Annotated in this window: 26 protein-coding genes; 24 read left to right on the forward strand and 2 right to left on the reverse strand. The window is 68.3% G+C overall.

From position 1 onward, the window contains the following. The first annotated feature begins 4 nt into the window (after window positions 1–4). The 9 genes from JOE59_RS01395 (at window position 5) to JOE59_RS01435 (ending at window position 10,009) form a co-directional block, all read left to right on the forward strand. On the forward strand, window positions 5–5,590 hold the full coding sequence (locus tag JOE59_RS01395) for a polymorphic toxin type 15 domain-containing protein (protein ID WP_204458636.1): 5,586 nt from the start codon (window positions 5–7) through the stop codon (window positions 5,588–5,590). Between the two features lie 14 nt (window positions 5,591–5,604). Beyond that, complete coding sequence (locus JOE59_RS01400; RefSeq protein ID WP_204458637.1) at window positions 5,605–5,895, forward strand: hypothetical protein; 291 nt, start codon at window positions 5,605–5,607, stop codon at window positions 5,893–5,895. 67 nt (window positions 5,896–5,962) lie between these two features. Continuing rightward, complete coding sequence (locus JOE59_RS01405; protein ID WP_204458638.1) at window positions 5,963–6,343, forward strand: hypothetical protein; 381 nt, start codon at window positions 5,963–5,965, stop codon at window positions 6,341–6,343. Window positions 6,344–6,369: 26 nt separating this feature from the next. Beyond that, window positions 6,370–6,729: a hypothetical protein gene (locus JOE59_RS01410; RefSeq protein ID WP_204458639.1), complete on the forward strand. Its 360-nt coding sequence runs from the start codon at window positions 6,370–6,372 to the stop codon at window positions 6,727–6,729. 67 nt (window positions 6,730–6,796) lie between these two features. After that, the gene (locus JOE59_RS01415; protein ID WP_204458640.1) at window positions 6,797–7,084 is read left to right on the forward strand and encodes a hypothetical protein; all 288 of its coding nucleotides are present in this window, start codon (window positions 6,797–6,799) and stop codon (window positions 7,082–7,084) included. Beyond that, on the forward strand, window positions 7,081–8,259 hold the full coding sequence (locus JOE59_RS01420) for a hypothetical protein (protein ID WP_204458641.1): 1,179 nt from the start codon (window positions 7,081–7,083) through the stop codon (window positions 8,257–8,259). Before JOE59_RS01415 ends, JOE59_RS01420 begins: the two co-directional genes overlap by 4 nt. 31 nt (window positions 8,260–8,290) lie before the next feature. Then, window positions 8,291–8,659 (forward strand): hypothetical protein, encoded by a 369-nt coding sequence (locus tag JOE59_RS01425; protein ID WP_204458642.1) that lies wholly within the window; start codon window positions 8,291–8,293, stop codon window positions 8,657–8,659. Window positions 8,660–8,798: 139 nt separating this feature from the next. Further along, window positions 8,799–9,674, forward strand: coding sequence for a T6SS immunity protein Tdi1 domain-containing protein (locus tag JOE59_RS01430; RefSeq protein WP_204458643.1), 876 nt, complete (start codon window positions 8,799–8,801; stop codon window positions 9,672–9,674). Continuing rightward, window positions 9,671–10,009 carry a hypothetical protein gene (locus tag JOE59_RS01435; RefSeq protein ID WP_204458644.1) on the forward strand — a complete coding sequence of 113 codons (339 nt, stop codon included), beginning with the start codon at window positions 9,671–9,673 and terminating at the stop codon, window positions 10,007–10,009. The genes JOE59_RS01430 and JOE59_RS01435 overlap by 4 nt, the downstream gene beginning before the upstream one ends. A gap of 19 nt (window positions 10,010–10,028) precedes the next feature. On the opposite strand, the gene JOE59_RS01440 is transcribed toward JOE59_RS01435, so the two are convergent. Both JOE59_RS01440 and JOE59_RS01445 read right to left on the reverse strand, forming a co-directional pair. Next, window positions 10,029–10,610 (reverse strand): hypothetical protein, encoded by a 582-nt coding sequence (locus JOE59_RS01440; protein ID WP_204458645.1) that lies wholly within the window; start codon window positions 10,608–10,610, stop codon window positions 10,029–10,031. A 37-nt stretch (window positions 10,611–10,647) separates the two neighbouring features. Then, window positions 10,648–11,391, reverse strand: coding sequence for a hypothetical protein (locus tag JOE59_RS01445; protein WP_204458646.1), 744 nt, complete (start codon window positions 11,389–11,391; stop codon window positions 10,648–10,650). A gap of 171 nt (window positions 11,392–11,562) precedes the next feature. Here JOE59_RS01445 and JOE59_RS01450 point away from each other — a divergent pair, with 171 nt between their 5' ends. From JOE59_RS01450 to JOE59_RS01520, 15 genes are all read left to right on the forward strand, one after another. Continuing rightward, on the forward strand, window positions 11,563–12,243 hold the full coding sequence (locus JOE59_RS01450) for a DUF2185 domain-containing protein (RefSeq protein ID WP_204458647.1): 681 nt from the start codon (window positions 11,563–11,565) through the stop codon (window positions 12,241–12,243). 28 nt (window positions 12,244–12,271) lie between these two features. Further along, window positions 12,272–12,913: an immunity protein Imm33 domain-containing protein gene (locus tag JOE59_RS01455; protein ID WP_204458648.1), complete on the forward strand. Its 642-nt coding sequence runs from the start codon at window positions 12,272–12,274 to the stop codon at window positions 12,911–12,913. Then, window positions 12,910–13,110 (forward strand): hypothetical protein, encoded by a 201-nt coding sequence (locus JOE59_RS01460; protein WP_204458649.1) that lies wholly within the window; start codon window positions 12,910–12,912, stop codon window positions 13,108–13,110. The genes JOE59_RS01455 and JOE59_RS01460 overlap by 4 nt, the downstream gene beginning before the upstream one ends. Beyond that, window positions 13,097–13,633, forward strand: a complete 537-nt coding sequence (locus JOE59_RS01465; RefSeq protein WP_204458650.1) for an Imm61 family immunity protein — start codon at window positions 13,097–13,099, stop codon at window positions 13,631–13,633. Before JOE59_RS01460 ends, JOE59_RS01465 begins: the two co-directional genes overlap by 14 nt. Window positions 13,634–13,723: 90 nt before the next feature. After that, complete coding sequence (locus JOE59_RS01470; protein ID WP_204458651.1) at window positions 13,724–14,275, forward strand: DUF6121 family protein; 552 nt, start codon at window positions 13,724–13,726, stop codon at window positions 14,273–14,275. Between the two features lie 19 nt (window positions 14,276–14,294). Further along, window positions 14,295–14,657 carry a hypothetical protein gene (locus JOE59_RS01475; protein WP_204458652.1) on the forward strand — a complete coding sequence of 121 codons (363 nt, stop codon included), beginning with the start codon at window positions 14,295–14,297 and terminating at the stop codon, window positions 14,655–14,657. A 107-nt stretch (window positions 14,658–14,764) separates the two neighbouring features. After that, window positions 14,765–16,171, forward strand: coding sequence for a hypothetical protein (locus JOE59_RS01480; RefSeq protein WP_204458653.1), 1,407 nt, complete (start codon window positions 14,765–14,767; stop codon window positions 16,169–16,171). Between the two features lie 118 nt (window positions 16,172–16,289). Then, a complete protein-coding gene (locus JOE59_RS01485) occupies window positions 16,290–16,769 on the forward strand; it encodes a DUF6121 family protein (RefSeq protein WP_204458654.1) in 480 nt (159 codons plus the stop codon). A 71-nt stretch (window positions 16,770–16,840) separates the two neighbouring features. Beyond that, a complete protein-coding gene (locus JOE59_RS01490) occupies window positions 16,841–17,503 on the forward strand; it encodes a spermidine/putrescine ABC transporter substrate-binding protein (protein ID WP_204458655.1) in 663 nt (220 codons plus the stop codon). A 34-nt stretch (window positions 17,504–17,537) separates the two neighbouring features. After that, a complete protein-coding gene (locus tag JOE59_RS01495) occupies window positions 17,538–18,515 on the forward strand; it encodes a hypothetical protein (RefSeq protein WP_204458656.1) in 978 nt (325 codons plus the stop codon). A gap of 307 nt (window positions 18,516–18,822) precedes the next feature. Further along, a complete protein-coding gene (rpsL, locus tag JOE59_RS01500) occupies window positions 18,823–19,197 on the forward strand; it encodes a 30S ribosomal protein S12 (RefSeq protein WP_022893888.1) in 375 nt (124 codons plus the stop codon). Beyond that, window positions 19,197–19,667, forward strand: a complete 471-nt coding sequence (gene rpsG / locus JOE59_RS01505) for a 30S ribosomal protein S7 (RefSeq protein WP_056010907.1) — start codon at window positions 19,197–19,199, stop codon at window positions 19,665–19,667. The genes rpsL and rpsG overlap by 1 nt, the downstream gene beginning before the upstream one ends. A gap of 143 nt (window positions 19,668–19,810) precedes the next feature. After that, on the forward strand, window positions 19,811–21,925 hold the full coding sequence (gene fusA / locus JOE59_RS01510; RefSeq protein ID WP_204458657.1) for an elongation factor G: 2,115 nt from the start codon (window positions 19,811–19,813) through the stop codon (window positions 21,923–21,925). A gap of 112 nt (window positions 21,926–22,037) precedes the next feature. Then, on the forward strand, window positions 22,038–23,231 hold the full coding sequence (gene tuf, locus JOE59_RS01515; RefSeq protein WP_204458658.1) for an elongation factor Tu: 1,194 nt from the start codon (window positions 22,038–22,040) through the stop codon (window positions 23,229–23,231). Between the two features lie 354 nt (window positions 23,232–23,585). Then, entirely contained in the window at window positions 23,586–24,800 is a 1,215-nt protein-coding gene (locus JOE59_RS01520; protein WP_204458659.1) for an acyltransferase family protein, read from the forward strand. The last annotated feature ends 3 nt before the right edge of the window (window positions 24,801–24,803 follow it).

A 24,803-nucleotide genomic window follows, 5' to 3' on the forward strand; every position in this document is an offset into this window, starting at 1 on the left:
CCTCATGTCGGACAACGTGAAACTCGATCCTGCACGTCTGGTGCAAGACGGCCAAGAGCTCTACGGCATCGCCCAGTCGCTCGACACTGCGATCAGTGTGCTGTCGCACAGCCTCGGCGGCAGCGCCGGCATGGCCGGCGATGACAACGCAGCCGAAGAGTTCTGCCAGGGCAGCGAGGGCTACGACGCGCTCGCCGGTCCGACGATCGATGGCGTCCGTTCGTTCTCGAACTCGCTGCGGCTCGTCGACGCCGCCCTCAACAACACCGCCCGCGCCTACGACGCCGCGCAGAAGCCGGGCGCCGGCCTCGACCCCAAGAGTGCTTCACCGCAGCCGGAGACCGCTCACTTCGACGAGGCCAAGGCGAACCCGCCCAGCGCACTCGGCGCCGGATGGCCCGGTGCCCTCGGCGAGTTCCAGGAGCTCATCGAGTGGGGGCTGCAGCAGGTCGGCGTCGTGATCCCGACCGGCGACGAAGACAAGCTGCAGAGCGCGTCAGAGGCGTGGGGCGATTTCGCCCAGAGCATCCGAACCGCGCGCAGCCAGGTCTCGTCGAGCCTGACGAGCGTCGGCGCGATGACTTTCCCGCAGTCGGCGAAGGTGCTGAGTTGCCGCAACAGCATCAGCTCCGGACTGCAGAGCATGGAGACGAACGCGAACGGGATGCGCGACTGGATCTCCGACTTCCGCACGCAGCTGCGGAACATGCGCGAAGAGCTCGGATGGTTCCTGAAGCAGATGGCGATCGAGATCGCCGCCGAACTCGCCATCGGTGGCCTGCTCACCGTCGTCACCGCAGGCATCGGCGCCATCGCCACCGCGGCGAAGGTCGGCACCACGGTCGTGCGCTGGTGCATCAAGATCGCGAAGCTCATCGACCGACTGAAGGACTTCCTCCGCGGTATCCGCGGTGTCAAGGGCGCGCTCGTTCGCGGCGGACTGCGCGCAGCCAAGGAGGGCCTGCAGGCGGGCCTCGCGAGCGCGATCGCGACGACGAGCGTCAACGCCGCCCGCGCCGACGAGAAGGACTACCAGGCGCAGGACGTCGGCACGGCGTTCATCTCCGCGTTCGCCGGTGGCGCGGTGGCGTCGCCCGCCTCGAGGCTCCTGGGCGGCAGCGGCGGTCCGGGAATCAAGGCGGGCACTCGCCAGATCGCCGGCGAGACCGGAGCTGGTGCGATCGACGGCCTCGCGAGTGCCGCGGTCGAGTCGGGCATGACGGGCGGCGAGTTCAACCCGATCTCCGCGATGGTGCTGGGCTCGCTCATGGGCGGTGGCTTCACGGCCGTCGGCCGAGGCATCAGCGCGGTTCGCGGCGGGGACTCCGGTTCACCGGCGGGCCCCGGAGCCGGGACCCCCGGCGCGAACACCTCCGCCGACGGAACGCCGACACCGGGCTCGGGCACTCCGTCGTCGAACTCGAACGGCACCGGCGGCACGTCGGTCGACACCGATTCCTCGGGTATTCCGACGCCGGGTTCCGGTGACGGAGGCTCGAACGGTGCCGGCGACGGCTCGCCGATCGACCTCGGCGACGGCGGGCCCACTCCTGGCGGTTCGGCCGACGGCGGGTCGCCTGACGCTGGTACGCCGAGCGCCCCGGATGCACCCAGTACTCCGGATGCCGGGACGCCGAGTTCGCCCGACGCGCCGAGCACGCCCGATGCCGGCACCCCTGATGCTGGGACGCCGGATGCGCCGAGCACGCCTGATGCCGGCACTCCGGATGCGCCGAGCACGCCTGATGCCGGCACTCCGGATGCGCCGAGCACGCCTGATGCCGGCACTCCGGATGCGCCGAGCACGCCTGACGCTGGAACGCCGGATGCGCCGAGCACGCCTGACGCTGGAACGCCGGATGCGCCGAGCACGCCTGACGCTGGAACGCCGGATGCGCCGAGCACGCCTGACGCTGGAACGCCGGATGCGCCGAGCACCCCTGACGCTGGAACGCCGGATGCGCCGAGCACCCCTGACGCTGGAACGCCGGATGCGCCGAGCACCCCTGATGCCGGCACTCCGGATGCGCCGAGCACGCCTGATGCCGGTGCGCCGAGTTCGCCGGATGCGCCGAGCACCCCTGATGCGGGGACGCCGGATGCGCCCAGCACTCCGGATGCGCCCAGCACTCCCGACGCCGGCACGCCCGATGTTGCGACACCCGATGCCGGTTCCGCCGATGGGGCGACTCCCGAGGCGCACTCAGACGGTGCACCCCAGGGCGCTGGCACGCCGGCTGCCACCACGTCGACCTCGAACGCTGATGCTCCCGACGCACCTGAGTCTGCGGCATCCGATGCCGATGGCACCGACGTCGACGGCACCAACCTCGACCCGGCCGCCGACGCGGACGGCGAATCCTCCTCCGACGGAGTCGACCTCGGCGACCTCTCACCCGAGGCCGCAACCGCGATGGCGGGCACCGGTGCCGCTGCTGCGGCGGCAGTGCTGATGCGCCCGACCCTTCCCGGATCGCAGGCGGCCGGCTCGTCGACCTCCTCCGGCAGCACGACGCAGTCCGCTGCTTCCGATGGGTCGGCGCCGAACGGATCGACGCCCGATGGTGCGAGCCCCGATGGATCGCCGACCGGTGACGGCTCGACCCCCGATGGCACGACGCCTGACGGTGGGGCCGGCTCGGGTGCCGACGGCGGAACGCCTGATGCCGACGCGACCCCGCAGCAGAGCACCCGGACCGAAGCGGAGATCCGTCAGGCGCTCGCAGAGATCAACCCGAACTTCGACCCGCACAACCCGGCGAACGGGTACGCGACGAACTGCGGCAACACCTCGGCGATCCTGAACGACTTCCTCAACGGCGACTCGACGTCGGAGGCGCCCACCGGCACGCTCGACGTGCCCGAGATGGAGGCGCGGACGGGCCTGCCGCAGACGCCGATGACCCCGCAGCAGATCGCCGACTCGCTCACCGCGATGGGCGCCGGTTCGCACTGCGTGGTCGGCATCGACCGGTCCACCGGCGACGGCCACTGGTTCAACGCCTACTACGACGGCACCCAGGTGTGGTCGCTCGATGCGCAGACCGGCGACATGTCGCCGTGGCCACCGAACGAGCCGAACGCCACCAACTGGGATGCCTCGATCACCCCCGAGAACGTCGCTCCCGAGGCGCCCGCTGCACCGACGACGACGAGTCCGACGACGGCACCTGCGGGTTCCGACGGATCGACGCCCGATGGTGACGGGTCAGCACGTTCCGTCTACCAGGGACAGGCGACCGTCGAACCGGACCACGCCTCCGACGGCTCGCAGGGCGCCGGAACGACGTTCAACGGCTACAAGATTCCCGAGCTGACGCCCGAGATTCGGCAGCAACTCGCCGATTTCGCGGCGACGACCGGATCATCGATCGTTCGCAACCCGGACGGGTCGTACTCGCTGCGCGAACCGATCACGGTCAACAGCTTCGAGATGACCAACGCCAACCACGACTGGGCGGAGTTCCAGCGGCAGGTCGGCCTGCAGCAGCAAGGACTCAACAACCTGACGATCGCCGAATGGCGACACAACGTCAACTTCTATGACAGCAACAAGCGTGTCGCTCCCAATGAGCAGAAGGCCGAAGGCAAGCTGCTGAAGGCGAACGGCGTGACCATGACGAGCCAGGCGGTGCTGCACGGCCCCGACCAGGTCGCGGGCGGTCGTCCGGATCGCTTCGACGCGAATGGCTCCCTCGGGATCAACAGTTCGATGGGTCGGCAGTGGCAGGATCGCATCGTCGAGCTGACCGATGGGGTGCGTGACGCCGCGGCATCGGTCCCCAAGGAGCTGCGACCCCACGTACGCCTGACGGTACAGCTGGGCGCCACCGATTCCGTCAGTGGCAGCCCGGCGGCGACTCAGGCCACGCTCAACGCCGCTCGGCCGGTCACCGCACCGGGCACGGGCACGGCAACGCCTGCCACCCCGGCATCGGCACCCGCCACCTCGGCATCGGCCACTCCGGCATCACCGACGACGCGGGCCGGAGCCGGCACGGGCGTGACACCGACACCTGGCGACGGCACGGCCGACGCTTCGGCGCCGGACGCTGCAACGCCGGCCTCACCTGCAGCCGACACCCCAGCGCATCCCGGTGATTCGAGTGCCGAGTCCGAGTCGTCGACGACGGATCCCGCGGATGCGGGCGTCTCGCCCTCGCAGGAATCCTCGGAATCGGCCGATGCGGAACCGGCTACCGAACCGGCGGAGGTGCCCGCCTCCGACGACGCCGCAGGGGCCGATGCGGCACAGTCCGATGCTGCAGCGCTCGACGCCGCCGAGCCCGACGCTGTTGACCTTGAAGCCCCTGAAACAGCTGAAGTCGCTGAGCCTGAAGCTGCTGAGCCTGAAGCTGCTGAGCCTGAAGCTGCTGAGCCTGATGCCGCTGAAGTCGCTGAGCCTGAGGCTGCTGAGCCTGAAGCTGCTGAGCCTGATGCCGCTGAAGTCGCTGAGCCTGAAGCTGCTGAGCCTGAAGCTGCTGAGCCTGAAGCTGCTGAGCCTGAAGCCGCTGAAGCCGCTGAAGCTGCTGAGCCGCAGGCCTCTGACGCCGAACCCGCCAGCGGGGACGCCGCTGCCGATGCGACGTCGAGCGCCGACGACGCGTCGACGCCGGATCAGCCTTCCGTGCCCGAGACCATGTTCCACCCGCTTCTCGACGCGCACTTCGATCGCCTGGATGCGCCAGATGCACCGGAGCTCTCGGTCCGCCTCGTCAACGAGATGGGACTCTGGGCGGACCCCGGGCGATTCGGCAACAACTGCCACTACGTGGTCAACGCGCTCGAGCTGCGCGCTCGCGGCTACGACGTGATCGCCAGCCCGACCGTGCGGAGCGTCGTGCTCAATCCGCAAACCGGTGCGTACGACAACGCCTTCGAGTTTCGTTACCCAGCCGCGATCACTGCCGACTGGGTGCAGGTCGACGGCACCCGCCGCGACTTCGACAATCTCAGCGACTTCGAGGGCGACACCGCCGCTCAGGCGTTGGACGCCCTGACCAGCTCGTGGCCCGAAGGTGGCCGCGGATTCATCGCGGGCTACTGGCGCGATGGTGGCGGGCACATCTTCTCGGTCACGAGGGACGCCGACGGGGTCAGGCTTTCCGATGGACAGGTGAATGACGCCGACGTCTCCGAGTATCTCGGCGACATGTTCTTCGACGAGCGGTCGTCGGCGCCGTGGAAGGACATCACGGTGATCAGGGTCGACGACCTCGTTCCGACACCCGAAGTGCTGACGACGTCGACGCCGCGCCGCCAAGAGGAGTACCAGCTGCTCGTGGACTGGGGCAACAACCCCGCCATGCCGGATCGCCCTCAAGTGATGATCGATCGCGAGCGCGCGGCGAACACCCGCTGGCAGGCTCGCAACGATGAGCTGATCGCCGAACGCGTCATGATCCGCGACGATCCCGACGCCGACATGGCCGACCGCCAGCGAGCGGCCGACGAGATCTGGACCCTCCAGGACCAGAACCAGCGACTGGCCGAGGGGGCGAACCGGTTCGAGCTCGAAGTGAATCCACCGGCACCGGCGCCGCCCCAGACCCACCCTGAGCCTCCGGCAACGGGCTCAGGCGAGAATTGAGAGAGACTGGGAAGATGGTGACGATCCAGGAAGCGCGAACCCTGCTCGAGCAGTTCTTCGCCGAGCATCCCCCCGCGGTGTCGGGTGAGCTCTACATCGCGCCCGAATGGTACGAGGATGCCGCCGACTACCTGCCGGTCTGGGGAGCACGTGAGTTTCTCGTCGAGGGGCGAGAAGCGTTCGCCCGCTGGGACAACCGGGTGATCTTCATCAACAAGGAGACCGGTGAGGTGCACGAGGGGCTGCGCAATCTTCATGCCAAGAAGGTCAGGGCGATGACTCCGGTGGCAGCTCCGGCAGACTGAAGGTCGAGCTTCGCGCCGGGTAGAGTTCTCGAACGACCCGATCATCGGCACGGCACCAGGGGAGAAGATGACCGTCTCGGACAATCAAGGACTTGATCGCTTTCTGGCGTCTGTGCAGCAGTTGACTCCAGCTGACTTCATCGAGGTCAGTGACGGGGCGCGCACGACGGGTACCGCGGTTCGAACCGCGGCGCGGAACGCGGCCAAACTGTCAGCGGCAGACCGCAGCGCGCTCGACAAGCGCGTTCGCGATGCATTCGTTCCGATGCACGAGCAACTCCAAGCCGATCCGAGCGCAGATCTCCACGACGCGATCATGGACACGATGACCGCGGCGCTCGGTGTCGTGCAACGGACGAAGCTCTCCGAAGAGCAGTACGAGGCGCTCGTCCGCCCGTTCCTGGCCGTGGGCGCCGACGTGCCGGCCTGGGCGTCCGACCCCTCGTGAGGTAGGGCGTGCTCGAAGCAGCGACTGTGACCTTCGTCGAACAGGCGACCGTTCTGCCGCCGGAATCGCTGACCGAGGCGTTCGGCCGTCTGGTCGCACTGCGACGTCACGGCGGCAAGGAGGCGAGCCGTGCCGCGGTGCCGTCGGCGGCTGAGAACTCCGAGCTCGACAACAAGATCCGCAGCGCGCTGCTTCCGCGCGCTGCAGAGCTGAACGCCGTCGACGCCGGGCTGCACTCCGGTGCCCGGGCGGCGATCTCGACGACTGCTCGCGCGATCCTCAAGCGCGGCAAGCTCACACCCGAGCAGTACCAGGTGCTGGTGGAGCCGTTCGTCGACCGCGGGGTGGAGATTCCGCCCCATCCGAGCCAGGACGCCGGAAACTGAGCGGGCCCGCCGGTGTCGAGGTACCTTCCGCATCCCGGGCACGCCCGATCGCTCGTCTGATGCATCGATGGTGACGATTCATGAGGCGCGATCGTTGCTGGAGCGCCACTTCATCGAGCGTCCGCCTGCTCTCTCGGGAGACCTGTACATCTCACCCGAATGGTACGAGGACGAGCAGGACTACTTGCCGGTGTGGGGGTCTCGGCAGTTCCTCGTCGATGGGGTTGAGGCGTTCGCCCGCTGGGACAACCTCGTGATCTTCATCGACAAGCGAACCGGCGAAATCCGTGAGGAGTTCTGTACGCCGAACTTCGCGAAGATCCGGGAGATGAAACCGGTTACTGCTCCGGCGTGATCCTCACTTCGACAGGTCACTCGCCGACGTGGCCGTCGCCGGAGCGCCGGATAGAGTTTCGAGTGATGAGTCGAGGCGAGCGGGTCGATGTTCGGGGGTGGGCCACCTTCCGCGGGGAACGAGTGACCGTAGCGGGTCCGCCTGACGCAGGCTCGCTCAGCGTGGTCGCAGTGCCGGAACTCCTGGAGGGTTTCGATCCGAAGCCGAATGACTCGACGTACGGGTACTGGCGCGAGCCGTGGGCGGTAGCGGAGGTGCCGGTCGAGGCGCTCTCGCATCTCGTGCTCACCGACACTCGATCTCGGGCGGCGTCGGCGGTGGCGGCGGATGAGGTCGGTCTGTTCGGGGTCATCGGGCCGGCTGCGGTTCGGCTCGGAGACACGGTCGGCTTCGTCGTCGATGGGGAACCGCGTCTGCGGGTGGAGTGCGATGAGGTCGAGCCTCCGGTCGGGTTCGCGTGGACGCGCACGGCGAGCGGGTGGCGCGCCGACGTACCGCGCTCGGCGATCGCGGCCGTCGAGCGCAGATACATCTTCGCGTCGTGGCGCGGGGCGAAGGTCCGGGTCGTCCGAGTCGACGGCGACACGGCGATCGTGTACTCGGAACGGATCGTGTACACGGACGCATCCGCGCCGTTCGAGGCTGCCGAGATGGATGCGACGGACGACGTGCGAGCAGGCTGGTCGGCGACAGTATCGCTGGGTGATCTCGAACCGGCCTGGGCGACTCGTTCGACGTCGCCGCTCGTCCCGGCGCACTTCCCGCTGGCGGTCGGCCGTGTCGGCGAGCGCCCGGAGCAGGTGGGGCTGCTCGAGGCCGACGGTGGGCTCCACAGCGATCTGGCGGCGGTGGTGCGGTTGCCGGACGACCTCCCCGATCCGCTCATGTCGCTGTATGGCCTGCATTTCGGGTCGAGACCGCAGTGGGAATGGCGGCGATACGTATTGCCCGTCGAGATCGAGGCGCCCGAGCTGGTCACGTCCGAGGTGTGCGTCGACGGCGTCTGGCAGCCGGTGAATCGCATCGACGCCGATTCGTGGAGGGTGTTCGGCCCGGAAGACGAGATCGGATTGGATGCGATCGAGGCGTACCGATACACCACGTCGACGGTCGATCTGGAGGCCGCACCCGGGGTGCGGATCCGGAACGCCTCCCTCGAAGCACGCGAGTTGTGATGCCTCTCGTGCAGGACTCAAGGAGAACATGATGCTGGATGCCGCGACGACATGGTTCATCGAGCAGGTTGCTGCCCTGCCCGCGGAGGAGCTCGCGGTGATCTTCGACGAATCGTTGGACCTTTGGGTGCCCGCCGGTCGTGCGGCGAGCGGGGCCATCAAGATCTCGGCCGCCAAGAACTCCGAGCTCGATCACGATGTGCGGGCGGTACTGCGCCCGCGCGCTGCGGAGCTCGATGCGCACGCTACCGGCCTGCATTCCGATGCGAAGGGTGCGACCGTGATCGCAGCCCGAGCCATTCAGACCCGCGCGACGCTCGCCGTCGAGCACTACGACGTGCTGGTCGCCCCGTTCATCTCTGCCGGTGTCGAGGTACCCCCGCACCCCGTGCACTCCTGATCCGCCCGGTTCGCCGCGAGCGGCGCATGTGCGACAGGATGGGGAGCGCTCCCCATCGCCCGGCGGCTCGATCTGTGGTGTCGTGGAAGCCTTCGCCGCGTGGAGCACGTCGCGTGAAGCCTGCTGAGGAAGGACCGGAATGACCACGTTCAACACGTTCACCCAGGTGGCGCCGATCGGCGAGGAGACCATTTCCCGGTTCGCCGGACAGGTCCCCGCCGAAGTCGTCGACCTGTGGCGTCGTCAGGGTGCCGGATTCGTCGGCGCCGACGGGTTCTTCCGCGTCGTCGATCCAGACCGCGCTGCGCAGATGCTCGGGAGCGTCTTCGCCATGCCCGACGGTTCGACCGTGTTGTTCACGACGGCGCTCGGCGACGTCGTCTTCCACGCCGGCGGCGCCTACTTCGTCGTGAAGTTCCGGTTCGGCGCGATCGACGTGGCGCAGGGCCTCTCCTTCGACGGGCTCGTCGCACTCATCGAAGACGAGCGTCACCGCGACGTCGTCTGGCAGTGGCAGCCGTATCCGGCCGCGCGCGACCGTGACGGCGTTCCCGCGTTCGAGCAGTGCTTCGGGTTCGTGCCGCTGCTCGCCCTGGGCGGCCCGAACGACGCGGCCAACCTGCAGCTCGGCGGCCTCTACGAGCACCTCGCCCTCATCACGCAGCTCGCCGGTCAGCCGCGGGTGCGCGGTGGCCTCCCGATTCCGGCGAACGGCGGGCCGGATGCGGACGCGGATGCCGCGACCGACCGGGATCGCCTCGTCGAGGTCGCCCGCGGCCTGTTCGCCAAGCTCACCGAGGCGCCGAACCTGAACTTCATCGACCTGCCCGACGGACTCGGCATCTGCGCCGTGCACGCCGTGCGCGGTGGCGGCAAGATCTACGTCGCACCCGATGAATCGGTGCTGTTCGTCGCGTCGTCGATGGACTACGACGCCGGGCTCGCCGCATTCCGGTCGGGTGAGCGCACGCCGCACGTCATGTTCGAGCGCCGCGACGGTGGGGCGACCTCGTGACCTCGGCCCTCGAACAGCGCTGCGAGCGGCTGCGGCTGCCCGTGACCGAGCTCGTCGCCGTGAGCATCTCCGCGACGCTCCGCCCGCAAGATCTGCCCGAGCTGCGTGCGGCCATCGCCGACGTGCGGGCGATCCTCAGCGAAGACGTCTCCGACATCCCGCCGGGCGCATTCCTCGACTGGCTGCCGACTGCGTTGCGCAACCTCCAGCGCATGGACGAAGCCGTCAGCGGCGGCGACGCCGCGGCGTCGTACGCCATCCTGACCGACAAGGCCGATGGATTCATCCGTCTCACCGACGGGTGCGCCGGCTTCCCGGGGTGGTCGGCCACCTGAGCCGGGGGCTGCCGAGCCGTCAGCCGCGCAGGAACGGGTCGAGGAATCCGTTCACGATCGTCTGGCTGGCGCGAGCGCCGTAGTTGTCGACCGTGACCTGGCTGATCGCCGCATAGGCGTTCTCGCGCAGCACGACGGGCGGCAGCGGCTGCCAGCCGTTGCCCGATCTGGCGACGACGGTCACGTAGGCCACCGAGTCCTTCGGCGCGAGCCAGATGCCGAAGGTGACGTTTCCGCTCCTGGCCGCCGGCACCGGAAGGTACACGCGGGGGTCGCCGGTGCGGAATCGCTCGAGCAGGGCGGCGGCGTCCTGCGGGGCGACGTGTGCGTACGCGTTCACGCTCTGCTTCACCCGGGAACCGGTCTCGACCCGCTCCCAGCGGTACGACCATGCCGTCAGCCAGACGATGCCCCCGATGAGCGCCGCCGCGCTGAGCAGCACGAGACCGGGGGCGACGAGTGCCCGCAGGCCGGAGCGACGACCCTGGTAGTCGGCCGACATCTCGACGATCGCGTCGTAGAGCGTCAGCGTCACGACGAGCCCGATGAGCCCGGCGAGGATGAAGGCGCCCGCGGTGATCATGAGACCGCGTGAGCGCACCCGACGCACTTCTTGGGGGATGGTCGTCAGCGGTCGTTCAAGCTGTTCCACGGGTGTCCTTCCGTTCGGCGACCGGCCATTTGCGATCGACCATGGGGCCCTTCCACTCGAAGTACCCGAAGACCGACGTGTGGGTGCCGGTCGGCACGCCTCGACGCGAGGCTTCGTCGACGAGCACCCGGGCCGCCTGGTGCGCGGTCGAGTCCTCGATCACGGCGTCGAGCATGAGTGGGATGAGTCCGCGTCGCGCGCCGTCGAACTCATCGAAGAGGGTGACGCGTTCGGCACCGCGATCGCCGCCGAACGCGCGCTTCAGTGCCGCTCCGTCGCGCACGCAGATCTCGCAGAGCAGTGTGCCGTTGCCGGCCTTCAGCGCGGCAGTGGCGAGTGGGCCCGACACGGGGAGTCGCTGCATCCGTGCCGAGCGCGTGCGGTCGACGAGCACACCCACGAAAACCATGTCGTGCCAGGCGATGAGCGGGGCGCCCGCGAGGCGCACACCTTCGTCGGTCACGGTGAGGGCGATGTCGGTGCCCGTCACGAGGAGCATGAGGGCGCGTCGCCGCCGCAATGCCATCACCGTCGAGATGAGGCAGGCGGCGACACCGAGAACGGCGATGATGATCGTGAACCAACGCATGCCCGAGGCGATGGCGAAGACGAGCCCGGCGGTGACGAGGCATCCGAGCGCGACGCTGACGAGGATGATGCCAGAATTCCAGCGGCCGACCGTGTCGACCTTGGCGCGGTCGACGGATGCCTCGAAGATCGGCTCGGCCATCGGTGCCCTTTCGCGTTCTGATCGGGCCGGCGGGCGGCTCCGAGCGTGGACAGCCTATCGCCCGGACATCGTCGCGCCCGGTTCGCGTACGCTCGACGGCATGGACCCGCGCAGCAGCGAACCAGGCGCCGCCTCCCAAGCTTCTCGCCTGGCACAGATCCCGGAAGGCGCATGACCGTGGCAACGTCGTATCCCGAGTTCATCCCCGGGGCGGGCGCCAGTCTCGCCACGAAGAACGTACTGTCCGGCGCCGGCCGAGTGCGGTGGATGGTGCGGAAGCCATCGCGCCAGCCGGCCGACAACGGATGGCGGATCATGAGCGACGTCGATTCGAGCGAGTACCTGTCGGACTCCGGCAATTGGGTGATCACCGACTTCAACGAACTCTGTGCGATCGAACCGGCGTTGCTCGGAATCTACGACTTCCCGGTGGGCTCAGACTTCCAACTGGTCGACGACGGAAGCGGCATCCAGATCTTCGACACCGCCTCGGGTCGCGAGATCCCACGGAGCGCGTTCTACGTACCCCCAGCGCCGGAGCCGGCGGAATGGCGGCCCGAGGTCGTCGACCCGGAGGCGCTCTCGTCCGACCAGCGCGAACTCGCCGCGACGGCAGCCGCACTCTTCGAGCAGCTCGCTCGCGACGCGGGTCAGGCCGATTCCGGTCGGCTCAACGTGGTGCTCCTGCCCGATGACTTGGGCGTCGCCGTCGTCCGCGCCGTTCGAGGCGGTGGCGTGATCTTCGTCGCCCGCGACTCGAGCGTGCTGTACGTGACCTCGGCGATCGATCTTCAGGTCGGCCTCGACCTCTTCCGCGACGGGCAGCGCACACCGCTGTCGAGCTTCGAGTAGCAGAACGGATTCTGACGAGATGGGTGAGATGGGCGAGAACGAATCACTGGTGTCGACCGTCGTTCAGGTCGAGGATGCGACGCTGACGCTGTCGGCGCCGCCCGAGCTGCAGAGCGCCGTCGACGGCGTGATCGCCGCCTTCCGGGAATGCGGATCCGAGCCGGCCGACGGCGTGCGCGTCGACATCGGATGGGGCCCGTTCGTGCTGAAGCAGACGGGTGACCGGCGGTTCGTCGTGGTGACGCCACACTATGCGGGGACGGCCGATCGCGGGTCGACCGACGACCTCACCCTCGGGCTGTGGGCGCTGGCGGCGCAGGTGCAGCTCGCGGAACTGGTGGGCGTCGACGGGGTGCCGCCGACCTTCGCGGACCGGGTCATCATCGCGAAACGCGCCCTGAGCGCGCCGGGCTGGGCGATGACCCGGGAGCCTCCGTCCGCCGGCGACAGCGGATGGTTCGTCGACGTGTTCCCATCGCTCGACGACGCCTCGGGCCTCGGCGTCGGGGACCTGGTGGCGGTGCCGGCGTCGGAGTTGCTGCACATCCGGAAGCAGGCGGTCCGCGTGCTGTCGTTGCCGCCGGGTGTGGTCGCCGTCGTAGGGGAGGACTCCGTGGACGCCGTGATCCGCGAATCGGATGGCACCGTGCTCTTCCGAGGTGATCGATGACAACGCCAACGACGGCACTCGTCGAGCGGTCCGTCGACGTCGGCGGCGTCGAAGTCGTCGCCGCGGCCGAAGCGCGTTGGGCCGATCGCTTGGACGACGTGCTGGCTTCGTTCGCGGGGCTCGATTCCGTGGTCGAGGGTGACCGCATCCAGCGGGGATGGGGCTGGTTCGAGATGGCGCCGCATGAACTCGCCTGACCGATCTGTTGCGGCCGTCGAGACGCGGCTGATCGAATTCGCCGAGTGGCATGGGGACATGACCTTCCCGCTCGAGGAGGGCGAAGTGCTTTCCCTCGGGAACATGGAGACTCTGTACCTCGTGACCAAGGGCGTAGACGAACGGTTTCATGTCGGGTCGGAGGATCGCGGGCGGCTCCGAGAGATGATTCGCGCCGACCAGTACCTCGATGCACTCACGTTTCTGGCATTCGAGATGGCCGCGACGGTGCGGTCGGAGCGGGGCCTTCCCCTGCTCCGCGTGCTGTCGCAGCCCGAAGACGGTGCCGATGGCTTTGCAGTGGATGTCGCCCCAGGCGAGGTCCAGGTCGCCTGGGGCACGCCGGAGGACCGGCACCTCGTTGTCTTCAACCGGGCGACAGCCGATGAGGCACTGATGTTCACCCACTACGCGGACGCGTCGCCGGACGAGATCATCGACTCGTTGTTGCACCCGGCGGGCCGGCCGTTGTTCGCTGGAATGATGGCCGGCCAGCGTGGCTGAGGCGCATCGTCTGCATGGCGAGATCCAGGTGCTCAGAGACCAGAACCTGAGGTTGGAGGCCTGGGCGGTGTGCGGCGTACGCTCGATGGCATGGACCCACGCCGTACGGCCTGGATCGTCGCCGCCTTCGCCGCGGCGCTCGATCTCGCCCTCGTCGTCTGCGCGTACGGGTTCGTCAGCCTGTTCACCGGTGTCGAGGTGGTCGTCGACCTCGAGGCGGGGCTCTTCGTCGCACCGGCCGCGATCGGGGCATCCGTCATCGCCCTGCTGCTGACCCTGGCCGTCACGCTCCGGCGCCCCGACCGCTCACCGGGGCGCTACCAGGTGTTCGCCGGTGATCAACTCGCGCTCGAGCTTCGAGAAGAGAGCGGCATCCTGGTCAGCACGTCGTCGCCGCCGCCGTTGCCCGGCACTGCGCCGGTGACGCACCCCTTCGCGACCGCGGTCTTCCGGATGGCTGAGAAACGGTGCGCTCAGCGCGAGCATCGCCAACACGAGCGTTGCCGCGCAGGCGATCTGGAAGCGAGCACAGCTGACGGAAGCCGAGTTCCAGTCTCTGACCGGTGCGTACCGAGACGTCGGTCTCGAGTTCTGACCAGTGCGTCGCGGCGTTCGGGGACCTCGATACGATCGCACGTATGACTCCGGGTGCGACGAACTGATGCTGGACACCGAGACGACGCGGTTCGTCGACGCGGCGACGGCGCTGCCTGCGGCGGCCCTCGACGTGGCGTTCGAACGCCAGGTCGATCTGTGGACTGAGGGCGGCAAGGAGGCGAGCGATGCGGCGGGTCCATCCGCGAGCGCGAACTCCGAGCTCGATCATCGGATTCGAGCAGCGCTCCTTCCCCGTGCCGACGAACTCGACGAACACCTCTTCGGACTCCACTCGGATGCCCGGGCGGTGATCTCCACGGCAGCGCGAGCGATCGTGACGCGCCGGCGGCTGACCGCCGAGCAGTTCACGGTACTCGTCACCCCGTTCGTCGAACTCGGCTTCGACATTCCTGCTCACACGGGCTGAGCGAACGCACTGCCTTTCCCGGTTCGATGACGACGGTGAGCCCGTCAACATGCCGAAACGCCCGCGAACGGACAGGCGAACGAACGAACGAAAGGACCGACGGTGCAGTGACCCTCGATCTCAGCGAGTCCTCGCGACAGATCGGTTCGACGTTCATCGCGCTCACTGCAGCCGACTCGCTCGTGACGCAGCCGGCGATATCGTGTTCGAGCCTCGCGTTGATGGTGCGGTGCGGCGGCTTTCCGTCGAGAGTGGAGTGGTGTCTGGTGGTTGAGTTCCGGTTCTGCGGTCGCTTCAGTGCGCAGACGCAGCGCCCGCCGTCGGATCCGCAGTGGACGTGGATCGATGAGGCAGAGGCGCAGAGGCGGTGGCACTCCGCGGGCGCGGAGCTGACCGCGGTGCCGCCCGCAGATCCCATGACGGGACGGGTGCCGTACGTGGTGGTGATCACGTGCGGTGCGTCTCCGTCCTACACGGTGCAGCGATTCCTGCCGCCGATCTTCTGCGATCTCGAACTGTGGTGGAAGAACACCGGCGACGGGCTGGCCCTCGATGTCGTGCACGCGATGGTCTTCCCCGAGCCCGCTGAGGAATGGGACGAGGCTCTCGTTTCGACGACAGCGCGGATCAGGCCAGACGGTTCCGTCTACCTGACGCGCGCGTTCCGTACCGATCCCGGGGTCCGGGGCAGCTGGGTGACCGAGCCTGCATCTGAACTGGCGCCGCTGGGCATCTCGAATCCGGGTCGAGCCGAGCCCGCCTGGGGCATGTGGAACGAGCTGCTCGACCCGTCGATGTTCCCCGAGGGTGTCCGGAGTGCCGCCCAGATTGATGCGGTGTTCGTTGAGATGCGTGATGACGTTGGTCGATCGTCCGCTGCAGCACGGCCTGAAAGCACGGCGGCCGCACCGCAACCGGCAGTGCCGCCTGGAGAGCCATCGACCTCTGCCGTGGGCGATCCGGACGCGGAGGTTGCGTCGAGAGCCGGTGCGCCGGCCGGTTCGGGTGGGTTCCGGTTCTGCGGCCGCTTCGACCCGGTTCGACAGGATGCGGTGACGTCGTCGTCGTGGATCCGCGAAGACGAGGCACGCCGGGTGATGCACGAGGTCGGCGGTGAGTTGACGCTCGTCGGGCCGGAGGAGTCCGGTGTGCCGAGAGTGGTCGTGGTCGTCGCCTGCGGGCCGAATCCGGGGTTTCACGTTTCCCGGCAGGTGCCGCCCGGTGTTCCAGATCTCACGATGCGGTGGCATCAGGTCGGTGACCACATGTTGCTCGATCGGGTGTCGATCATGGACTACGACAAGCCGGTGGCCGCGGGAGATGAGCCCGCATTGACTGCGCGGACCGACATCGGCGCCGACGGATCGCGGCGGTTGACGCTCTCATCGAAGGGGTCCGAGACGATCGACACGGCCGAGATGCCACCCGTCGAGATCGCGGAAGCAGTCCGGCCGGTGCCCCGATGGGGCGCATGGGCGGAGCTGCTCGATGCGCCACCCGCGATCGCACGCTGACACCCTTCCCGCTCGCGACATCTCCCGGCTCCATCGACGGCGGGGGAGTGGTCGGGCCGGACCGGCCGAGACGACCCGGCGAGCCACGGTCGTCCGCGTGCGGCGTACGCTCGATGGCATGGACCCACGCCGTACGGCCTGGATCGTCGCCGCCTTCGCCGCGGCGCTCGATCTCGCCCTCGTCGTCTGCGCGTACGGGTTCGTGAGCCTCTTCACGGGCGTCGAGGTGGTCGTCGACCCCGAGGCAGGGCTCTTCGTGGCACCGGCGGCGATCGGGGCATCCGTCATCGCGCTGCTGCTCACCCTCGCCGTCACGCTCCGGCGTCCCGAGCGGATCTGGTCGAGCGTCCTGTTCTCCGCGGTCTGGACGTGGCTCGTCTTCGTCGTCGTCTCGGTCGTCGGCTACGCCCTCGCGAGCGAGGGCAGCACCCTGCTCGCCGCGCTGCTGTTCGGCCTCGGATTCGGCATCGGCTGGTTCGGTCTGCTCATTCCCGCGCTCGCCGCGGTGACCGCGGCCTTCGCCGTGCTCGTGGCGCGTGGTCGCGACTCCGGCATGGAGCGCCCGCGGTGGCCGTGGGAGCGCGACGAAGACGAGTGAGCGGCGCGTCGGCGCGCCATCCGCTCGCCATCCGGTGACGCGGAACGCGCCCCGGCAGTATCGTGAACCTGATGCAGGGTTCGATCGAGGCGCGCGTGAGTCACGAGGTCGACCGGTGGCTGGCGTGGCTGCCCCGGTGGCGACCCGGGACGCATCGCGCGCGCGTGCGCCTGTGCACCCGCTGCTTCGGTTCCCCGATCCTCGCTGCCGCCGGCCTCGACGTCGACGTGCCGCACCCGGTGCAGCACGCCTTCTCGATGCGCATGAAGGGGGTCATCGACCTCGCGGTCGACGACTACACCGCACGCAACCTGCCGATGCTGCATCGCGAGATCCGGCTCGCAGAGGAGCGGAAGGCCCGGCGTCCGTACCGTGCGGGTGAGGGCCTCGAGCCCGAGTTCCTGGGCCTCGACGTCGACCCAGAGCCGCTGCCCGACCAGCCGTTCCTCTTCACGCTGTCGGGCCTCGAAGCGGATGCCGCGGCCGAAGCCGCCGAACCGGCACCGCGCCCCTTCACGCCCCAGGAGAAGGAGGCGCTCCGCGAGGAGGTGCGCCTCGCCGACGACTTCGCCAAGCAGCTCGGCCGCCGGATCTGCGTCGAGCTCGCCCAGCACCGCTACCGCATCGGCAACGCCGTCGAGCGTCTCGTCGAGCCGCAGATCGAAGACCTGCTCGCCGATCTCGACCGCGAACTCGACTCGCCCGGCTGGTCGTCCGGGGGCGCCCCGAGCTGAGCGCGTCGTGCTCGGCGCCCACTACACTCGCGGCGTGAACGAATCGGAGGACCGTCCGCGGCAGGGCGAACACGATTGGCGGCGGGTGCTCGTGAGCGCCCTCGGCGAGGGCGGACTCGACGAAGTCGAACGCCCCGCGCCCGAGCACGCGCTTCGACGCGTTCGGAAGGTCGTGGCCGACGGCGGGCTCGACGTCTCGTCGGTCGCCCGCACCATGGTCGGGATCCAGTCGGCCGCGTGCGACGACTCCACCCGTCCCGACATCGAAGGGCTGCTGCGCGACGACCGGGCGGAGCGAGACGCGCTCGATCAGGCGTCCGCCGAGGGCCGGCTCCCGCTCGGCGTCGCGGCTCCGGCCGCCCGCCCGACTGGCGACGAGCGACGCACGGGCGCATCGCCGATGTGGGTGGACGCCTTGGCGATCGTGGCCGCGATCGGCGGGCCGGTCATGCTGCTGAGCAGCCGGCGCAGCCACAGCCCGTTCTTCGACCTCGACACCGCCGCGGTGCTGGCCGGCGTTCTCGTGCTCTCCGCCGCGGTGTGGATGGTGCTCGTCGAGCCGCGCCTGGTCGAGCGCCCGCGCCTTGCCGAGAGCCCGGGCTTCTCCATCTTCGCCGCCGTGCTCGGGTACCTCGCGGTGGCCTTCATCGCGTGGCGGGTGATCGACGACGAGGGCGGCTACGTCAGCCCGCCGGTCGTGCTGGGCGCGGTGATGGCGCTCGCCGGGGCGGTGCTCCAGACCGGGGCGGGTGTGTCGGGCCGACGAAGCCGCGCCGCCGTCGCTGCGGCCGATCCGGAGCGGTACGCGAAAGCCGCCAAGGCGCTCTTCGCGGCGCTCGACCGACTCGACGACCGTCTCTACGTCGACGCGGCGCGGGTATTCGCGGATGAGCCGAGCGCGCAGCGCGAGCCGCGCCGGCGGGCCGCGATCGACGGCGTCCGGGCGCTCCGTGCCGTTGGGGAATTCGACGACGAGCTCGCGCTCGAGGCGCTGCGCCGCGGCCTGTTCTGAGTCGGCTGCGTGCGGCGGAGTCCGGGTTTCGAGACACCCTTCTCCGGCCGTCTCATCGGAGCCTCATCCGGCGCCATTTGACCACGAGGTTACGGCGCATTACCATTGATCGGGTGTGCGCGTTGTCGCGCGCTCGAATCGTGCCTGCAACACCGGCGTGAGACGGGCCGAGATGATTCGCACGCATCGGGCGATTCGCCCCCACGGCATACCCACCAACAAAGGCGCTGCAACTCTGCGGTGCCGGTGGGTCGTGATGTGAATTCCATCAAACGCTGTCACCGTGCAGCACCAACAAGGAGAAGCAGTGCCAACCATTCAGCAGTTGGTCCGCAAGGGCCGCTCGCCGAAGGTCACCAAGACCAAGGCTCCCGCCCTGAAGGCGAACCCCCAGCAGCGCGGCGTGTGCACGCGTGTGTACACCACCACCCCGAAGAAGCCGAACTCCGCGCTCCGCAAGGTCGCTCGTGTGAAGCTCTCCAACGGCACCGAGGTCACCGCCTACATCCCCGGTGAGGGCCACAACCTGCAGGAGCACTCGATGGTGCTCATCCGCGGCGGTCGTGTCAAGGACCTCCCCGGTGTGCGCTACAAGATCGTCCGCGGCGCGCTCGACACGCAGGCCGTGAAGAACCGCAAGCAGGGCCGCAGCAAGTACGGCGCGAAGATGGAGAAGAAGTAATGCCTCGTAAGGGACCCGCTCCGAAGCGCCCCGTCGTCGCCGACCCCGTCTACGGGTCGCCCGTCGTCAGCCAGCTCGTCAACAAGATCCTCGTCGACGGCAAGAAGGACCTCGCGCAGCGCATCGTCTACGAAGCGCTCTCGAACGTCGCCGAGAAGAACGGCCAGGACGCCGTCGCCACCCTGAAGAAGGCGCTCGACAACGTGCGCCCGACCCTCGAGGTGCGTTCGCGCCGCGTCGGCGGTTCGACCTACCAGGTCCCCGTCGAGGTCAAGCCCCACCGCGCCAACACCCTGGCTCTCCGCTGGCTCACCAGCTACGCCAAGGCTCGTCGCGAGAAGACGATGACCGAGCGTCTCACCAACGAGATCCTCGACGCATCGAACGGCCTGGGTGCCGCGGTCAAGCGCCGCGAAGACACCCACAAGATGGCCGAGTCGAACCGCGCCTTCGCCCACTACCGCTGGTAGCAGGCAGAGCGGATGCCTTCCCCCGCGGCTGGCATTCGTCGGGCCCACTACCGCTGGTAGCAGGCAGAGCGGATGTCGCGGGCCTCGGCTCGCGGCATCCGCTCCCACTCCCTTTCCCTTCCTGAATCTCCGGAGGAACCCCCGTGGCACAAGACGTGCTCACCGACCTGAACAAGGTCCGCAACATCGGCATCATGGCGCACATCGATGCCGGCAAGACCACCACGACCGAGCGCATCCTGTTCTACACGGGCGTCAACCACAAGATCGGCGAGACCCACGACGGTGCCTCGACGACCGACTGGATGGAGCAGGAGAAGGAACGCGGCATCACGATCACGTCTGCCGCCGTGACCTGCTACTGGAACAAGAACCAGATCAACATCATCGACACCCCCGGCCACGTGGACTTCACGGTCGAGGTCGAGCGTTCGCTCCGCGTGCTCGATGGTGCGGTCGCCGTCTTCGACGGCAAGGAGGGCGTCGAGCCCCAGTCCGAGACCGTCTGGCGCCAGGCCGACAAGTACGACGTCCCGCGCATCTGCTTCGTCAACAAGATGGACAAGCTCGGCGCCGACTTCTACTTCACGGTCGACACCATCATCAGCCGCCTCGGCGCGAAGCCGCTCGTGCTGCAGCTCCCGATCGGTTCGGAGTCCTCGTTCGAGGGCGTCGTCGACCTGGTCGAGATGCGTGCACTCACGTGGCGCGGCGACGCAAAGGGTGACGTCAAGATGGGCGCCGAGTACGCCATCGAGGAGATCCCCGCCGACCTCGTCGACAAGGCCGCCGAGTACCGCACCGCCCTGCTCGAGGTCGTCGCCGAGACCGACGACGCGCTGATGGAGAAGTACTTCGGCGGCGAAGAGCTGACCGTGGCCGAGATCAAGGCCGCGATCCGCAAGCTGACCGTCAACTCCGAGATCTACCCCGTGCTCTGCGGTTCGGCGTTCAAGAACCGCGGCGTGCAGCCCATGCTCGACGCTGTCATCGACTACCTCCCGTCGCCGCTCGACGTGCCCGCCATCGAGGCGCACGACGCTCGCGACGAAGAGAAGATCGTCATGCGTCACGCCGACGCGTCGGAGCCCTTCACGGCCCTCGCGTTCAAGGTCGCCGTGCACCCGTTCTTCGGTCGCCTCACCTACGTGCGCGTCTACTCCGGTCGCCTCGACAGCGGCGCCCAGGTCGTCAACTCGACCAAGGGCAAGAAGGAGCGCATCGGCAAGATCTTCCAGATGCACGCCAACAAGGAGATCCCGATCGACTCGGTGACCGCCGGCAACATCTACGCGGTGATCGGCCTGAAGGACACCACCACCGGTGACACCCTCTGCGACCCGAACAACCAGGTCGTCCTCGAGTCGATGACCTTCCCCGAGCCCGTCATCGAGGTCGCCATCGAGCCGAAGACCAAGGCCGACCAGGAGAAGCTCGGCACGGCGATCCAGAAGCTCGCCGAAGAGGACCCGACCTTCCGTACGGAGCAGAACCAGGAGACCGGTCAGACGGTCATCAAGGGCATGGGCGAGCTCCACCTCGACATCCTGGTCGACCGCATGAAGCGCGAGTTCAACGTCGAGGCCAACGTGGGCAAGCCCCAGGTCGCGTACCGCGAGACGATCAAGCGCGCGGTCGAGAAGCACGACTACACCCACAAGAAGCAGACCGGTGGTTCCGGCCAGTTCGCGAAGATCCAGTTCGCGATCGAGCCGCTCGAGATCGAAGGCGACAAGATCTACGAGTTCGAGAACAAGGTCACCGGTGGCCGCATCCCCCGCGAGTACATCCCCTCGATCGATGCGGGCTTCCGCGATGCCATGCAGTACGGCATCCTCGCCGGATACCCGATGGTCGGCGTCAAGGCGTCGATCCTCGACGGTGCCGCCCACGACGTCGACTCCTCGGAGATGGCGTTCAAGATCGCCGGCTCGATGGGCTTCAAGGAAGCCGCTCGCAAGGCGAACCCCGTTCTGCTCGAACCGCTGATGTCCGTCGAAGTCCGCACTCCTGAGGAGTACATGGGCGACGTCATCGGCGACCTGAACTCGCGTCGCGGTCAGATCCAGTCCATGGAGGATGCCGCAGGCGTGAAGGTCGTGCGTGCGCACGTCCCGCTCTCGGAGATGTTCGGTTACATCGGCGACCTTCGGTCGAAGACCTCTGGTCGCGCGGTGTACTCGATGGAGTTCCAGAGCTACGCGGAGGTCCCGAAGGCTGTGGCCGACGAGATCGTCCAGAAGAACAAGGGCGAATAGTCCGATACGCACGAACCTTCCGGTTCGCGTAACATATCAACACAACCCCCGTAGACCTCCGGTCGCAATCCAGCGCCCGGCGGTTCTACACGAGTCCTGAGGAGGACCCACAGTGGCTAAGGCCAAGTTCGAGCGGACCAAGCCGCACGTCAACATCGGAACGATCGGTCACGTCGACCACGGCAAGACCACGCTCACCGCAGCGATCTCGAAGGTGCTCGCCGACAAGTACCCGTCGGCCACCAACGTGCAGCGCGACTTCGCGTCGATCGACTCCGCTCCCGAAGAGCGCCAGCGCGGCATCACGATCAACATCTCGCACGTCGAGTACGAGACGCCGAAGCGCCACTACGCGCACGTCGACGCCCCGGGTCACGCCGACTACATCAAGAACATGATCACCGGTGCGGCTCAGATGGACGGCGCGATCCTCGTGGTCGCGGCGACCGACGGCCCGATGGCTCAGACGCGCGAGCACGTGCTGCTCGCCAAGCAGGTCGGCGTGCCCTACCTGCTCGTCGCGCTCAACAAGTCCGACATGGTCGACGACGAGGAGATCCTCGAGCTCGTCGAGCTCGAGGTCCGCGAGCTGCTCTCGAGCCAGGGCTTCGACGGCGACAACGCTCCCGTCGTGCAGGTCTCGGGCCTCAAGGCCCTCGAAGGCGACGAGAAGTGGGTCCAGTCGGTCCTCGACCTCATGACCGCCGTCGACGAGTCGATCCCCGACCCCGTGCGCGACAAGGACAAGCCCTTCCTCATGCCGGTCGAGGACGTCTTCACGATCACCGGTCGTGGAACCGTCGTCACGGGCCGCGCCGAGCGTGGCACGCTGAAGATCAACTCCGAGGTCGAGATCGTCGGCATCCGCCCGACGCAGAAGACCACGGTCACCGGTATCGAGATGTTCCACAAGCAGCTCGACGAGGCATGGGCCGGCGAGAACTGCGGTCTGCTCCTTCGCGGCACCAAGCGCGAAGACGTGGAGCGCGGCCAGGTCGTCGTCGCACCCGGCTCGGTCACCCCGCACACGAACTTCGAGGGCACCGCGTACATCCTCTCCAAGGAGGAAGGCGGGCGTCACAACCCGTTCTACGCGAACTACCGTCCGCAGTTCTACTTCCGCACCACCGACGTCACCGGCGTCATCACGCTGCCCGAGGGCACCGAGATGGTCATGCCCGGCGACACCACCGACATGACCGTTGAGCTGATCCAGCCCATCGCCATGGAAGAGGGCCTCGGCTTCGCCATCCGTGAGGGTGGACGGACCGTGGGTGCCGGTACGGTCACCAAGATCGTCAAGTAGGTTCACCTACTGATCGCCGACAGGGGTCGGGCCTTCGGGCCCGGCCCCTTTCGTGTACCCACGCCGGGGGTCGGGACCGTTCGGATGCTTCGGGCCCGGCCCCTTTCGTGTACCCACGCCGGGGGTCGGGACCGTTCGGATGCTTCGGGCCCGGCCCCTTTCGTGTACCCACGCCGGGGGTCGGGACCGTTCGGATGCTTCGGGCCCGGCCCCTTTCGTGTACCCACGCCGGGGGTCGGGACCGTTCGGATGCTTCGGGCCCGGCCCCTTTCGTGTACCCGCGGGGCTTGGCAGGTTTCCTGCCAACGGATCCTGCCCTTCCGTGCGCGGGGCGCGGGTTCTAATCTGGAACCGATGGCAACTTCCCCCTCGCCATTGGCTCGATCGACGGTTCGCCCAGAGATTCAGGCTCTACGGGCGCTCGCCGTCGGGGCGGTCGTGCTCCACCACGGGTGGCCTGCCGTCGCGCCGGCCGGCTACATGGGCGTCGACGTGTTCTTCGTGGTCTCGGGGTTCCTGATCACCGGGCTTCTTCTCCGTGATGCAGAGCGGCGGGGACGCATCTCGCTCCGCACCTTCTACCTCCGGCGGGCTCGGCGGATCCTCCCGGCCGCGCTGATCGTGCTCGCGGCGGTATCGGTGCTCACCATCGCGCTCGTTCCGCAGCGCGAGTGGCGATCCTGGTTCAGGGAGATCGTCGCGAGCGCGCTGTACTACGAGAACTGGCAGCTCGCGATCGACTCCCAGATCCCGCGCCGGGCGGACCTCGAATCGACGCCGGTTCAGCACTTCTGGTCGTTGTCAGTGGAGGAGCAGTTCTACCTGTTCTGGCCGCTGCTGCTGATCGTCGCGATCTGGTTCGCCGCGCGCAGGGGAGTCGGCTCGCGTCGAGTGCTCCTGCCCCTGCTCGGCGCGGTGACCGCCGCGTCATTCGTGCACTGCATCGTGCTGACGGTGCAGGAGCCTGCTCTCGCGTACTTCTCGACGTTCACGCGCATGTGGGAGTTCGGCGTCGGCGGGCTGCTCGCGCTGGTCGCCGCCACACCGCTTCGCGGCCACGAGCCCCTGCGTGCCGCCGTCTCGATCGCCGGGCTCGTGGTCATCGTCGTCCCGATCGTCGCATTCCGGTCGCCGGACTACTTCCCCGGCGCGATCGTGCTCGCGCCCGTGGTCGGAACGCTCGCGGTGATCTGGGCCGGGATGCCGCAGCTCGCCTGGTCGCCTGCGCGGCTCGCCGCGCTGCCACCGGTGCAGTGGATGGGCGACGTGTCGTACTCGCTCTACCTCTGGCACTGGCCGATCTTCATGTTCGTGCCGTACCTCACCGGTCTGCCGAGCCCGCCGTGGCTGATGGTGCTCCTCGTGGCGTTCTCGTTCCTCGTCGCCGGCCTCTCGAAACGCTACATCGAAGACCCGTTCCGCACCCCGACGCACGGGCTGCGGGCGCGCCCCTCGGTCGTGCTCGGAGGCATGGCCGCGGTGATCGCCCTCGTCGTCGGTGCGGGCATGGTCGCCCCCAGCGTCGCCGCCGAGCGCAACGTCGCGTGCTCGCGCAGCGATCGCGACTGAGCA

This window comes from Agromyces cerinus (genome assembly GCF_016907835.1).
GTDB classification, from domain to species: domain Bacteria; phylum Actinomycetota; class Actinomycetes; order Actinomycetales; family Microbacteriaceae; genus Agromyces; species Agromyces nitratus.